The sequence below is a fragment of the Sinorhizobium sp. B11 genome, from assembly GCA_039725955.1.
Classification (GTDB): Bacteria; Pseudomonadota; Alphaproteobacteria; order Rhizobiales; family Rhizobiaceae; genus Rhizobium.
The window spans coordinates 3,071,550-3,084,715 of sequence record CP091034.1 but is presented as its reverse complement, the minus strand read 5'-3'; the positions used below and the strand labels follow the sequence as shown (position 1 = coordinate 3,084,715).

General features: G+C 61.3%; 11 protein-coding genes. 4 read left to right on the top strand and 7 right to left on the bottom strand.

Going from position 1 to position 13,166, the window contains the following annotated elements; translation table 11 throughout:
• Positions 1–12: 12 nt before the first annotated feature.
• From LVY75_25365 to LVY75_25350, 4 genes are read right to left on the bottom strand one after another with little or no spacing between them, the layout of a single operon-like run.
• Positions 13–1,665 carry a thiamine pyrophosphate-binding protein gene (locus LVY75_25365; GenBank protein ID XAZ22125.1) on the bottom strand — a complete coding sequence of 551 codons (1,653 nt, stop codon included), beginning with the start codon at positions 1,663–1,665 and terminating at the stop codon, positions 13–15.
• A gap of 30 nt (positions 1,666–1,695) precedes the next feature.
• A complete protein-coding gene (locus LVY75_25360) occupies positions 1,696–2,895 on the bottom strand; it encodes a CoA transferase (protein XAZ22124.1) in 1,200 nt (399 codons plus the stop codon).
• Between the two features lie 45 nt (positions 2,896–2,940).
• Positions 2,941–3,897: a DMT family transporter gene (locus LVY75_25355; protein XAZ22123.1), complete on the bottom strand. Its 957-nt coding sequence runs from the start codon at positions 3,895–3,897 to the stop codon at positions 2,941–2,943.
• 1 nt (position 3,898) lies between these two features.
• Positions 3,899–4,843 carry an alpha/beta hydrolase gene (locus LVY75_25350; GenBank protein ID XAZ22122.1) on the bottom strand — a complete coding sequence of 315 codons (945 nt, stop codon included), beginning with the start codon at positions 4,841–4,843 and terminating at the stop codon, positions 3,899–3,901.
• 169 nt (positions 4,844–5,012) lie between these two features.
• Here LVY75_25350 and LVY75_25345 point away from each other — a divergent pair, with 169 nt between their 5' ends.
• From LVY75_25345 to metF, 4 genes are all read left to right on the top strand, one after another.
• Complete coding sequence (locus LVY75_25345; protein ID XAZ22121.1) at positions 5,013–5,750, top strand: ribonuclease; 738 nt, start codon at positions 5,013–5,015, stop codon at positions 5,748–5,750.
• A gap of 108 nt (positions 5,751–5,858) precedes the next feature.
• Entirely contained in the window at positions 5,859–7,508 is a 1,650-nt protein-coding gene (ettA, locus tag LVY75_25340; protein ID XAZ22120.1) for an energy-dependent translational throttle protein EttA, read from the top strand.
• A 174-nt stretch (positions 7,509–7,682) separates the two neighbouring features.
• Entirely contained in the window at positions 7,683–8,708 is a 1,026-nt protein-coding gene (locus tag LVY75_25335; protein XAZ22119.1) for a metalloregulator ArsR/SmtB family transcription factor, read from the top strand.
• Positions 8,709–9,611 carry a methylenetetrahydrofolate reductase [NAD(P)H] gene (metF, locus tag LVY75_25330; protein XAZ22118.1) on the top strand — a complete coding sequence of 301 codons (903 nt, stop codon included), beginning with the start codon at positions 8,709–8,711 and terminating at the stop codon, positions 9,609–9,611.
• A 424-nt stretch (positions 9,612–10,035) separates the two neighbouring features.
• Here the strand turns inward: metF and LVY75_25325 are convergent, their stop codons facing one another.
• The 3 genes from LVY75_25325 to LVY75_25315 all read right to left on the bottom strand — a co-directional run bounded on the left by LVY75_25325 (position 10,036) and on the right by LVY75_25315 (position 13,143).
• Entirely contained in the window at positions 10,036–10,941 is a 906-nt protein-coding gene (locus tag LVY75_25325) for a DMT family transporter (GenBank protein XAZ22117.1), read from the bottom strand.
• Positions 10,942–11,035: 94 nt separating this feature from the next.
• Entirely contained in the window at positions 11,036–12,262 is a 1,227-nt protein-coding gene (locus LVY75_25320) for a lytic murein transglycosylase (protein ID XAZ22116.1), read from the bottom strand.
• 83 nt (positions 12,263–12,345) lie between these two features.
• Positions 12,346–13,143: a glycoside hydrolase family 25 protein gene (locus tag LVY75_25315; GenBank protein XAZ22115.1), complete on the bottom strand. Its 798-nt coding sequence runs from the start codon at positions 13,141–13,143 to the stop codon at positions 12,346–12,348.
• Positions 13,144–13,166 lie beyond the last annotated feature (23 nt).

Below are 13,166 nucleotides of genomic sequence, written 5' to 3'. Positions count from 1 at the left end.
CTGATTTTTCAATTAGGATTTCTCGCGGATCTGCGTCAGTGTCCGCGCCGGCGTGATGGCTTCAGGATCGAGCTTGACCTCGATGATCGCTGGCTTGCCGCTGTCGCGTGCGCGCTCGAAAGCCGGCGCGAAATCCTCCGTTTTTTCCACCGTCTCGCCGTGACCACCATAAGCGCGGGCAAGGGCTGCAAAGTCCGGATTGGTGAGGTCGGTCGCGCTGACGCGGCCGGGATATTCCCGCTCCTGGTGCATGCGGATCGTGCCGTAGATGCCGTTATTGACCACGACCGTGATGATCGGCAGGCCGTAGCGCACGGCGGTCGCAAATTCCTGTCCGTGCATCAGGAAGCAGCCGTCGCCAGCAAAGCAGATGACGTCCCTGTCGGGGAAGAGCTGTTTGGCACCGACTGCTGCCGGCAGGCCGTAACCCATGGAGCCTGAGGTCGGGGCCGCCTGTGTATTGAAACGGCGGAAGCGATGGAAGCGGTGCACCCAAGTGGCGTAATTGCCGGCGCCGTTGGTGAAGATCGTGTCCGGCCCGGTATTGGCCTCCAACCATTCCATGATCGGCCCCATATGAACGGCGCCCGGACCTGTCGCCGGCGGCTTGGACCATGAGAGATAGGCCTGGTGCATGCGCTCGGTGCGTTCGACCCAGCGCGGCTCGACAGGAGCTTCGAGATCGGCGAGTGCCGCGATGAAATCGGCGGGGCTGGCGCAGATCGCGAGATCGGGGCGATAGACGCGGCCAAGCTCCGACGGATCCGGATGGATGTGGACGAGCGACTGCGCCGGGTAGGGGATATCGATGAGCGTATAGCCCGAGGAGGGCATTTCCGACATGCGGCCACCGAGCAGGATCAGGAGGTCGCTCTCCTTGATCTCCTTTGCCAGCGCCGGATTGATGCCGATGCCGACATCGCCGGCGTAGCAGGGATGCAGGTGGTCGAACAGCATCTGCCGGCGGAAGGAACAGCCGACCGGCAGGCGGAAGCGCTCGGCAAAGGTCTGGAAATCGGCGACCGCATCAGCATCCCAGCGGGTGCCGCCAAGGATGACTATCGGCCGCTCGGCCTTCAGCAGGCGCAGATAGAGATCGTCGATCTGGCTGCGGCCGGGATGGGCTTCGACGCGCGCGTAGCGCCTTGCTTTCGGGGCCTCGACCTCGTCGCGCAACATATCTTCAGGAAGCGTCAGCACGACCGGACCTGGACGACCCGACGTTGCGATCGCGAAGGCGCGGGTGACGAATTCCGGGATGCGGGCGGCATCATCGATCTCGCCGACCCATTTGGCGAATTCGGTGAAGGCGCGGCGGAATTCGACCTCCTGGAAAGCTTCGCGCTCGCGCGCCTCCCGCTGGACCTGGCCGATGAAGAGGATCATCGGGATCGAATCCTGCCTTGCAATATGCAGACCGGCAGAGGCATTGGTCGCACCGGGGCCGCGGGTGACCATGCAGATGCCGGGCTCGCCGGTCAGCCGGCCCCAGCAATCCGCCATCATCGCCGCCCCGCCTTCCTGGCGGCAGACGATCACGTCGATGTCGCTGTCGTGCAGCGCGTCGAGCACCGCGAGAAAGCTTTCCCCGGGCACGCAGGAGAGGCGTTTGACGCCGTTTGCCTTCAGCGCCTCGACGACCAATTGTCCGCCTGTCCTCTTCATGGCCTCTTCCTCCTCATGGCCCCATTCTCCTCATGGCGATGTCTTCCTCTCCCGTTGCAGAAGTTCGGCCAGGATCTCTTCATTGTGCTCGCCGAGCCGCGGGCTAGGCCGTTCGTAACGCAGTGGCGTTTCCGACAGAACAACCGGCGTGCGTACACCCGGGATCACCGTGCCTGCGGCATCCGGCAGGTCGATGCGCAGGCCGCGCGCGGCAATCTGCGGATCGGCGAACATTTCCTCGATCGTGTTGATGGCGCCTGCCGGAACGGCATTGTCTTCGCAGGCTTTCAGGAGATCGGCTTTTTGCCATTTCAGCGTTTCGGTCGAGACAATCCGGCGCACCGCGTCTCTATTGGCAACGCGTGCCTTGTTTGTCGCGAAATTCTCGTCATCGCCGATGACGAGGCCGAGGATGGTGCAAAGCCGGCGGAACTGACCGTCATTGCCGACGGCAAGGATGAGATAGCCGTCAGTCGTCGGCACGACTTCATAGGGCGAGATATTCGGGTGGGCGTTGCCGAGCCGCACGGGCGCGCGGCCGGAGACCAGGTAATTCATGTTCTGGTTGGCAAGCACTGCCGATTGCACATCGAGCAGCGCCATGTCGATCAACTGGCCCTCACCCGTCTTCAGCGCATGGATGAGGGCGGCTTCGATCGCCGAGACTGCATAGATGCCGGTGAAGATATCGGCGATTGCCACCCCCGCTTTCATGGGCTGGCCATCCCGCTCGCCGGTGATCGACATGAAGCCTGACATGCCCTGAACGATATAATCGTAGCCGGCGAGATTGGCATAGGGGCCGGTCTGGCCGAAGCCGGTGATGGAGCAGTAGACGAGACGGGGATTGATCGCTCTCAGGCTGTCATAGTCGAGCCCATATTTGACGAGGCCACCGAGCTTGAAATTCTCGATCAGCACATCGGCGGTGGCGACGAGGCGGCGCACCAGCGACTGGCCTTCCTCGCTCTTGAGATCGGCGGTGATGGATCGCTTGCCGCGATTGGTGGAATGGTAATAGGCGGCCGAGAGATTTTCGCCATCCGCTCCTTCGACGAAGGGCGGCCCCCAATGTCTGGTGTCGTCACCGCCGTCGGGGTTTTCCACCTTGATCACGTCGGCGCCGAGATCAGCCAGCATCTGTCCGGCCCAGGGGCCGGCAAGCACGCGTGCGAGTTCGATGACCCGGATGCCCGCAAGCGGCGGCCTCTTCTTTTCGTCCTGCGTCATGTTCCTCCCAGTTTCCTCCCGGGCTTCTCCCATGGCTGTCGGATTTCAGGGCGCCCGCGTTGCCTCAGATGTATCGGATACGGGTTTGGAAGCAAAGCGCTGCTCACGCCAGATGATGTAGAGGCCCGACGCGATGACGATGAGGATGCCGAGCCATTTCAGTGCATCCGGGAAATCGCCGAAGACCAGCCAGGCAAAGGCGGTGGCCGAAACGATTTCCAGATATTGCAGCGGTGCCAGCGTCGAAGCCGGTGCGGCGCGATAGGCATAGGCGGCGAGGATGCCGGTGATGGCGGCGGCGATGCCCGTACCCAGCAGGTAGCCGAAGGCGGGGAGATCGGGCATGGTGATGTCGATGATGTTGGAACCGCTGCCATAACCGAAGAACAGGATGACGGCGCAGAAGAAGATGCCCCAGAGGCCGGTCTGGAACTGCATGGCCCAGGGATCTTCCCGGTGCGAGAGCACGCGTGTCATCAGCGCGAAGACGGCGATACAGAAGGCGCTGACGACAGGAAGAAGCGCGATATAGCCGACCTCTTCGAAGCTCGGCTGGATGATCAGCATGGCGCCGAGGAAGCCGACGGCGCAGGCGCTGTAGCGGCGCCAGCCGATGGTCTCCTTCAGGAAGATGCTGCCGAGGATCGTCAGAATGATCGGCTCGACGAAGAAGATGGCGATCGCATCGGCAACCGCCATGACCTTCAGCGTGGTGACGAAGCTTATCATCGACGTCGTGACCATGGCGCCGCGGATTGCATGATACCAGCTCTGCTTCAGTGAGAACTGGATCTTGGCGCCGCGGAGAAAGACGATAGGCAGCATGGTGAGCGACTGGATGACAAAGCGGAAGGCGGCGACCTCGGTGGACGAGATCGTTGCCGTTGCGAGCTTCGAGAAGATGTCGATCAGCGGCGAAATCAGCACCGAGAGCAGCATGAAAAGCAGGCCGAAGGTCACTTCGGAGGAGGCTTGATGGGGAGTATAGCTCGGGCTTGTCATCTCAGTCCTTTCGCTCCGGACCGTTGCGGATCGCCTCGTCGCACCAGTCGGCCAAATCCGCTATTGCCGCGCCGGCGCCGATTTCGTTCAGCGTCTCATGCCGCATGTCCTGATATATCTCAGTGCTGATACGGGAGAAGCCCTGGCTTTTCAAACGCTCTGACAGCCAGAGCACAGCTTTTCCATTGTTGGTAGCCGGGTCCTTTCCACCGCCGACCAGGTGGATCGGTATGTCCTTCGGCAGTCTGGCGAGTTGTTCCTTCGCGATGCCGCGGAAGGTGAGGGCGAAGACGTCCAACCACAGCGATACCGAAGCATCGAAACCGCAAAGCGGATCGGCGATATAGGCATCGACCTCGGCCGGATCGCGCGACAGCCAGTCGAACTCCGTCCGATGATTGGGGACGGACTTGCCCCAGGCGGAAAATGTCAACCTTGGCAGCATGTCACTCGGCACGTCGGAGCCCTTCAGCGCGCGCTCGGCAAGCAGGATCGCCTGCGCGGCGCGGCCGGAAAGGCCGACGGCGAAATTCGAATTCCAGATGGCGACGGCGGCGAAACGGCCGGCAAGATCGGCTGCGGCATTGAGTGCGATCAGGCCGCCCATCGAGTGGCCGAACAGAATGACGGGCAGGCCGGGGTGACGGCCCGTGGCGAAGCTGTGCACGGCGGCGATATCGCTGACGACGTGTTCGATGCCGTTGCGTCTCGCAAAGCGGCCGAGCGGCGCATCGGATGCGGTTGTCTCGCCATGGCCGCGATGGTCATGCGCATAAACGTGATAGCCTCTTGCCGCCATGGCCTCGGCAAAGCGCTGGTAGCGACGCGAATGTTCGGCAAGCCCGTGTGAAATCATCAGGATAGCTTGCACTCGTCCTTCTGCAGGCTGGTAGTGGCAGGCAAGCGAAGCCCCGGCGTTTTGAAGCCGCAATGTCTCGGAAAACATGCATTCCTCCCGGGCCCAAAAGACCAGATATCAAGGCAAATGCAATATTGCGGCGTCGCTCATACACGAGAAAGCGTGCTTCCTGCTGCGATTCAGGGTTGCGCAAGTCACGGCTTCGTGCTTGTTTGTTCTTGTATTGTTCTTTGTCGGAACTATTTCGGGGCTAATAATGGTCAAGTTTCTACTCTCGGTTTCCATCCTGTTCCTCTCGCTGTCGTCTGTCGGCTCCGTATCCGCCGAAGAAAGCGGGCGAACGCGCTTCATTCTCGCCGCAAGCTGGCAGCCGGCATTCTGCCAGACCAATCAGAAGAAGGCCGAATGCGCCACGCAGAGCGGCGAGCGCTATGATGCCACCAACTTTTCTCTCCACGGTCTGTGGCCGATGCGCCAGGATTATTGCGGCGTGCCTGCCGAGCAGAAGGCCGCCGACAAGGACGGCCAGTGGACGGACCTGCCGGCAGTAGACCTTACGGCCGAGACGAAGACCGCTCTCGACAAGGCAATGCCCGGCACGCAATCCGGGCTCGAACGACATGAATGGATCAAACACGGCACGTGCACCAAGATGAGTGCCGATGATTATTTTGCGACTGCTATCCACCTGATGGGCGATCTCAATGCTTCGGCCGTGCGCGATCTCTTTGCCGCCAATGTCGGCAAGACGCTGAAATCCGAAGCGATCAAGGCGGCTTTCGACAAGAGCTTTGGGGCCGGTGCCAGCGACCGCGTGAAGATGAGCTGCCGGCGCGTCGGCAACAAGCGCGTGATCAGCGAACTGACGATCGGACTTTCGCAGGATGCCGTTTCGGCCCAAGCGAAGGAGAAGGGTCTCGGTGGGCTGATCCAAGGGGCAGGGCAGACGTCCTTCGGCTGTGACGAAGGCCTTGTGGATGCAGCCGGCTTCTGACGGAAACATGCCGAAATCCTGACGAAACAGGGTTTCGGCGTTGCCCGCGGGCGTGGTTTCGCCTACATAGCGGCCACGATTTCAAGTTTCCGCCCGGAGCATCCCAGCATGGCACGTCAGTTCATCTATCATATGTCCGGCCTCAACAAGGCCTATGGCAATAAGAAGATCCTCGAGAACATCCATCTTTCCTTCTATCCCGATGCAAAGATCGGTATTCTCGGCCCGAACGGCGCCGGTAAGTCCACTGTGCTGCGCATCATTGCCGGCCAGGACAAGGAATATACTGGCGAAGCCTGGCTCGCCGAAGGTGCGACGGTCGGCTACCTGGAGCAGGAGCCGAAGCTCGATCCGAACAAGACGGTGTTCGAAAACGTCATGGAAGGCGTTGCTTCCAAGACGGCGATCGTCGATCGCTACAACGAACTGATGATGAACTATTCCGACGAGACGGCGGAAGAGGGCGCCAAGCTTCAGGACATCATCGACAGCCAGAATCTCTGGGATCTGGAAAGCCAGGTCGAGATGGCGATGGAAGCGCTGCGCTGCCCGCCGCGCGACGCCGAAGTCACCAGCCTGTCGGGTGGTGAACGCCGTCGTATCGCGCTCTGCCGCCTTCTGCTCTCGCAGCCGGACCTGCTGCTGCTCGACGAACCGACCAACCATCTGGACGCCGAAACCATCGCCTGGCTCGAAAAGCACCTGCGCGACTATCCGGGCGCCGTGATGATGATTACCCACGACCGCTACTTCCTGGACAACGTTACCGGCTGGATCCTCGAACTCGACCGCGGCCGCGGCATTCCCTACGAAGGCAACTACTCGGCCTACCTGCAGGCGAAGGCTAAGCGCATGCTGCAGGAAAACCGCGAAGAAGCCGGCCGCCAGAAGGCGATCAGCCGCGAACAGGAATGGATTGCTTCCAGCCCGAAGGCCCGTCAGGCCAAGTCGAAGGCGCGTATCAAGTCCTACGAGCAGCTGGTTGAGGCCGCCGAAAAGCAGCGTCCGGGCGACGCGCAGATCATCATCCCGGTCAGCGAACGCCTCGGCCAGGTCGTCATCGAGATGGAAGGCATCACCAAGGGCTTCGAAGGCCGCACGCTGATCAACGATCTGTCGATCAAGCTGCCGCCGGGCGGCATCGTCGGTATCATCGGTCCGAACGGCGCCGGCAAGACGACGCTGTTCAAGATGATCACCGGTCAGGAAAAGCCGGATGCCGGTTCGGTCCGCATCGGCGAAACCGTACATCTCGGTTATGTCGACCAGAGCCGCGACGCGCTCGACGGCAACAAGACCGTCTGGGAGGAAATCTCCGGCGGCGCCGAAATCATCAAGCTCGGCAAGTTCGACATGAATTCGCGTGCCTATTGCGGCGCCTTCAACTTCAAGGGCGGTGATCAGCAGCAGAAGGTCGGCAATCTCTCGGGTGGTCAGCGCAACCGCGTTCACCTTGCCAAGATGCTGAAGGCCGGCGGCAACGTGCTGCTGCTCGACGAACCGACCAACGACCTCGACACGGAAACGCTCGGTGCGCTGGAAAGCGCGCTGGAAGCATTTGCCGGTTGCGCCATCATCATCAGCCACGATCGCATGTTCCTCGACCGTCTGGCGACACACATCCTCGCCTTTGAAGGCGAGGGCCATGTCGAATGGTTCGAAGGCAACTTCGAGGACTACGAGCAGGACAAGGTTCGCCGCCTCGGCCCTGATGCCTTGAACCCGGGCAGCCAGGCTCACAAGCGCCTGACGCGCTGATCGGTTCTTCACCGCTTTCAAAAGCCCCGGCTGTTCCGGGGCTTTTTTGATGCCTCGCGATCTTCCCTTCTGTTGGCGCGATCAGCACAGGCAAGTTCGCAATTCGGTGAAATGCCGCTTGCCTCAGCTGCCCAAATCACATAAAGATATCTTTATATCTTGATTGGGTAGAATATGAGCGAACCCCTGAGGCTTGGACTGGATGCGCTGGTGGACGTCTTGAAGGCGGCCGGCGAACCGACGCGCCTGCGGCTGCTGGCGCTGCTGGCGGCAGGTGATCTCACCGTTACCGATCTTACGGAAATCCTGGGCCAATCCCAACCCCGCATCTCGCGGCACCTGAAGCTGCTCGGCGAGGCAGAGCTCATCGATCGCTATCAGGAGGGCGCCTGGGCCTATTTCCGGCTGGCGCATGAGGGCAAGGCCGCAGCGCTGGTGCGTAACCTCCTGAAGCATGTCTCCGAAAACGATCCGGTCGTACAGCGGGACGGCGAGCGTCTTGCCTCCGTCAAACGCCACCGCGCCGAGCGTGCGCAGGCCTATTTCAGCCGTAACGCTGCCGAATGGGACGAGCTTCGCCGCCTGCATGCGGCGGATGAAGAGGTGGATGCCGCCGTCATCAAGCTGCTCGGCAGCAATCCGATCGATTCCCTGCTCGATCTCGGCACCGGCACCGGCCGCATGCTGGAGCTTCTCTCCGGCCGCTATCGCCGGGCAATTGGCGTCGATGCCAGCCGCGACATGCTGAGTGTGGCACGCGCCAATCTCGACAAGTCCCGCATCACCACGGCTTCGGTACGCCACGCCGATATCCTCAATCTGCCTTTCGAGGGGCAGGACTTCGATCTGGTGACGATCCACCAGGTGCTGCATTTTTTCGACCAGCCCGAGATCGCGATCACCGAAGCTGCGCGCATGCTGCGGCCGGGCGGTCGCCTTGTCATCATCGACCTGGCGCCGCACGGCCTTGAATATCTTCGCGACGAGCATGCCCATGTCCGTCTCGGCTTCTCGCATCAGGCCATGTCGGAATGGGTGCGCAAGGCGGGGCTGGATGTCGAGCAGGTCGTCGATCTTCATCCGGGTCAGCAGGGCGAGAAGGGCCTCACGGTCACGATCTGGCTCGCGCGCGACCCGAGGCGCCTGATGGCCTCGCTGGAGAGCGAAGGCGCCATACCTACATTTGCCGGGAGAGAATAAATGACCCAGAACAACGACGCTCGCCGCCGCGATATCGCGATCTCCTTCGAGTTCTTCCCGCCGAAGTCCGAGGAGATGGAGGGCCAGCTCTGGAACACGGTCCGCGAGCTGCAGGACTGGAACCCGGAATTCGTATCCGTGACCTATGGTGCCGGCGGCACCACCAAGGCGCCGACGCTTTCCACGGTCACGCGCTTCCTGACCGACACACCGCTTGCAACAGCCTCGCACCTGACCTGCGTCAGCGCCACCAAGGAAGAGACGCATCAGGTGGTCGACAGCTTCCGCAAGGCAGGCGTTACGCACTTCGTGGCACTGCGCGGTGATGCGCCTGGCGGCGTTGGTGCGCCGTACCAGCCGCATCCGGGTGGTTACGCCAACGCAGCCGAACTGGTGGCCGGCCTCAAGCAGATCGGCGATTTCGAGATCTCCGTCTCGGCCTATCCGGAAAAGCACCCTGAAAGCCGCGACCAGGCGGCCGATATCGAGATGCTGAAGCGGAAGGCCGACAATGGCGCCGATCGCGCTCTGACGCAGTTCTTCTTCGACAATGACAATTTCGAGCGCTACCTTGAAAAGGTGCGTGCGGCCGGCGTCAAGATCCCTGTCGTACCTGGTATCATGCCGATCCAGAACCTGACGCAGCTGAAGCGCTTTGCCGGCGCCTGCGGCACGATCATCCCGGCCTTCCTCGACGAGCGCTTTGACGGGTATGAGGAGAAGCCGGAGGAGCGGGCCAAGGTTGCCGCCGATGTCGCAGCCGAGCAGATCGAAGATCTCGTGCGTCGCGGTCTGCACGAATTCCATCTTTATACGATGAACCGCGCTCCGCTGGTCTCTGCCGTTCTAGACAATCTCGGCCTCTCGCGCCAGACGGCCAGAAGCGCCGGGGCGGCCGCCTGATCCGACAGTCGCCCGTGGCAAAGGAAAAGCGCATGCCGGGCGGGGCATGCGCTTTTCAATATCTGGGGCTGATTGTTTCAGGAGTTCGGTATTTCAGTCTTTACGCTTCGCACCCGCTCAAATGAAGAGCATGGATACGACGAATGCGAACGCTGCACTGACCAACAGGACATTCAAGGATTGCGTAAGTCCCATGTCTGCCTCCTCGCGTTAACCAGCTAATAATATGTCGGAAATGTGTTAGTTGGGAAGCGCTTCTTGTGCTGCACTGCCGAAGAGGGCAGTGGATAAGTCTAGAGCCGATCCGGTAAGTTTCTGAAATTTAATCGGAAAATCACGCTCTCAAAATTTAACACTTTGTTACATACCGCGCATCGGGATTCATGCTTTTGGCGGAAGAATGGCGCGCTGCAGCATAGTCCTTTCAGGCGAGGGCGCGTGAGCGGCTATAGATGCGCCCATCGAGTATGATTAGCCCGAGGCCGATCAGCGCCATGCCGGCGATCTCGGTTGTCTCCAGCCGTTCCCCAAGGAACAGGAAGCCGAGGAGGATCGCGCTCGGGGGTACGAGCAGTGTCACCAGCGACGTATTGGTCGCGCCCGCTACTGCCATGATGCGGAAATAGAGAATATAGCCCAGGGCCGTCGACAGGAGGGCGATTGCCAGGATCGCGGCGATCGCGTTGCCCGATGGGATGGCGAGCGTCCAGGGGTGATCCATGACGAGCGATAGCGGCAACGCGACCAGCGAGGAGGCCGTCATCTGCCCGGCGGCAATAACCGGCGGTGCGATGCCCCGGAACCGCTTGCCGTAGGTTGCAGCAAATCCGTAGGAGATTGCGGCGATCACCGGCAGAAGCAGTGCCCACACTGGCAGATCGCCACGAGCGGCGACACTGGGGCCGATCAGCACGGCCGTGCCGAGCAGGCCGGTCAGGCAGCCGATGATCTTGGCCGAAGAGAGCTTCTCATCCGATGTCAGGTAATTGGCGATCAACACCGTCCAGATCGGCGTCGTGGCATTGAGAATGGAGGCGAGGCCGGCGCCGATGCGCGTCTGGCCGAAGAATATCAGCGCATGAGGCAGGGCGTTGTTGAGGATGCCGAGGACGAGGAATTCGCGCCAGCGGCTCCTCAAGAGCGGGTAGATGCCGAAACGGCCGGCGATATAGATATGCAGCGCAAGGGCTGCAATCGAAAGGCGCAGGAAGACGAGCGTGAGCGGCGGCACCTCGATGACGGCAATGCGCGCGAAGAAGAAGGAGCCGCCCCAGATGAGACCGAGCAGGGCAAGCAGGCCCCAGGTCAATGCGGTCATTCTCTGTTCCATGCCGATGCCTCCCGATGTTGGAGTACTGATATCCGATCGGCAGGAGACCGCCACCCGATTCATGCGGCCGGGTGGCAGGAGGTCGTCTCGTTACTCAGAGCGCGTTGAGCAGGGTGGGGGTGGCCCAGCCGTCTGCCGGCATGCCTAGGCGCTGCTGTTCCTTCTGGATCGCGACACGGGTGCCGGAGCCGAGGATGCCGTCGATTTCGCCGACGTCATGGCCGAGCGAGTCGAGCTTGGTCTGCAGCTGTTTCATCTCTTCGTTGGACAGGCCCTGTTCCGGCGTACCCTTCTGATAGGTCGGGGCACCGGAGAGGCGGGTCGCGAAATAGGCGGCCGACGTCGTGTAGATGAACGACTTGTTCCATTCCAGATAGATCTTGAAATTGGGATAGGCGATGAAGGCCGGCCCGAGGCGGCCCTGCGGCAGCACGAGATCGCCTTCGAGATTGGCAAAGGCAGTGTTGCCGTCGCGCGGCTTGACGCCGAGGTTGAACCATTCGCCTGCCGTCATCGTGCCGCCGAGGCCCGATTTTTCCCAGGGAAGATTATCCGGCACGGTGACTTCCTGCAGCCAGGGCTGGCCGCGCTCGAAACCAAGATGTTGGATGAACTTGGCAGCCGTCAGGATCGCGTCCGGGCTGCTCTGCTTGAGGCGAACATGGCCGTCGCCGTCGCCGTCCATGCCATAAGCGATGATATCGCGCGGCAGCATCTGGACCTGGCCGATTTCGCCGGCCCAGGCGCCTGTATTGGTCTGCGGGTCGAGGTCGCCGTGCTGCACCATCTCGATGAGGGAGATCAGCTGCGGGCGGAAGAGCTCCGGCCGGCGGCAGTCATGCGAGAGCGTCACCAGCGCGTTGCGGGTGTTGAAATCGCCCTGCACGGCGCCAAAATCCGTTTCCATCGCCCAGAAGGCGGTGATGATGCCGGCGGGAACGCCGAATTCCTGCTCGGCACGGGCAAAGACATCGGCGTATTGCTTCATCTTCTGGCGGCCGATGTCGAGGCGTGCCTGACTAACGGTGCGCTGCGAGAATTCCAGGAAGGTCTGGCGGAAGACGCCCTGGGCGCGGTCGCGGCTCAGAACCTTGGGGTCGATCTGAGCACCGGCGAGCGCCTGGTCTGCAGCTTCGGCGCTGGCACCGGCTGCAATTGCGTCCTTCTTGACGCCCTCGAGGAAGGCAGAGAGATCGCCGCCGCAGGGTGCTGCAGGGGCCGAAGCTGCCGCATTCGGAGCCTGCTGGGCGGCAGCGCCTGTTGCAATGGCGCAGGCAAACAGAAGGGCAAGTGCAGAGCGGCCTTTAAGCGAGCGGTGCATGAAATGATCCTCGTAAAAACACATGGAATTCCGTCGCTTTCCCAGAGGAATGTGACGGAAGCAAGAAAGATTAGGGTACGTTACTAAGAATTTCTATCCTTGGAAACGTCAGCCACCCAGTTGTTCCAGTTTTTCGCAGAACCGGCGAAGACATTGATATCCGTCGGACCCCGGATGCCGGGGATGACGCCCGTCGACGTATATTGCCAGAAGGCCCAGCGGCGGTCGGCATAGGTCACGTCGGGATGTTTGGCGGTGGAGCGGACCCAGAAATGATAGTCCTGGAAATAGCCGGCGAGGTTCTCGCGGTGAAAATCGACAGAGGTATAGATGATCGGCCGCTTGCCGTAATAGGCTTCCAGGCGATTCATGAAGCGCTGCATTTCGGATCGCACCGTGGCCGGATCGGGGCGGAAGCGGCAGGTCTTCGATTCTGCATTCCACTCAACATCCAGCACCGGCGGCAGGCGCATCGATTCCTTCGGGACGTTACGGATGAACCAGTCGGCCTGGTCGTCGGCGGAGGAGCAGAAATAATAGAAGTGATAGGGCGCATGCGGAATGCCTGACGCAGCTGCCTCGCGCCAATATTCGTCGAAGCGCGGGTCGATCCTGTCCTTGCCTTCGGTCGCCTTGATGAAGGCAAAGGCAACGCCTGATTTGCGCACCGTCTGCCAGTCGATATCGCCCTGCCATTTGGAGATGTCGATGCCGTGGACTGCGTTTTGCTGCGGGCGCTTGGGGCCGAAATCCTGCGGATCGGTATCCTTGAAGCGGGTCTTCGGCTTTATGGAAGCGGTCTCGAGGTAATCGTAACCCGTGGAGCTGCAACCGGCGAGCAGCAGGGCAAGCGGCACGACGCAAAACAGAAGCCGACGCATGAATGTCCCGTCGTGATGATGGA

Excerpts from the sequence above, each read along its gene's own strand:
- ettA (XAZ22120.1), top strand. The coding sequence starts at position 5,859 with ATGGCACGTCAGTTCATCTATCATATGTCCGGCCTCAACAAGGCCTAT.
- LVY75_25365 (XAZ22125.1), bottom strand. The coding sequence starts at position 1,665 with ATGAAGAGGACAGGCGGACAATTGGTCGTCGAGGCGCTGAAGGCAAAC.
- LVY75_25360 (XAZ22124.1), bottom strand. The coding sequence starts at position 2,895 with ATGACGCAGGACGAAAAGAAGAGGCCGCCGCTTGCGGGCATCCGGGTC.
- LVY75_25335 (XAZ22119.1), top strand. The coding sequence starts at position 7,683 with ATGAGCGAACCCCTGAGGCTTGGACTGGATGCGCTGGTGGACGTCTTG.
- metF (XAZ22118.1), top strand. The coding sequence starts at position 8,709 with ATGACCCAGAACAACGACGCTCGCCGCCGCGATATCGCGATCTCCTTC.
- LVY75_25325 (XAZ22117.1), bottom strand. The coding sequence starts at position 10,941 with ATGGAACAGAGAATGACCGCATTGACCTGGGGCCTGCTTGCCCTGCTC.
- LVY75_25320 (XAZ22116.1), bottom strand. The coding sequence starts at position 12,262 with ATGCACCGCTCGCTTAAAGGCCGCTCTGCACTTGCCCTTCTGTTTGCC.
- LVY75_25350 (XAZ22122.1), bottom strand. The coding sequence starts at position 4,843 with ATGTTTTCCGAGACATTGCGGCTTCAAAACGCCGGGGCTTCGCTTGCC.
- LVY75_25315 (XAZ22115.1), bottom strand. The coding sequence starts at position 13,143 with ATGCGTCGGCTTCTGTTTTGCGTCGTGCCGCTTGCCCTGCTGCTCGCC.
- LVY75_25355 (XAZ22123.1), bottom strand. The coding sequence starts at position 3,897 with ATGACAAGCCCGAGCTATACTCCCCATCAAGCCTCCTCCGAAGTGACC.
- LVY75_25345 (XAZ22121.1), top strand. The coding sequence starts at position 5,013 with ATGGTCAAGTTTCTACTCTCGGTTTCCATCCTGTTCCTCTCGCTGTCG.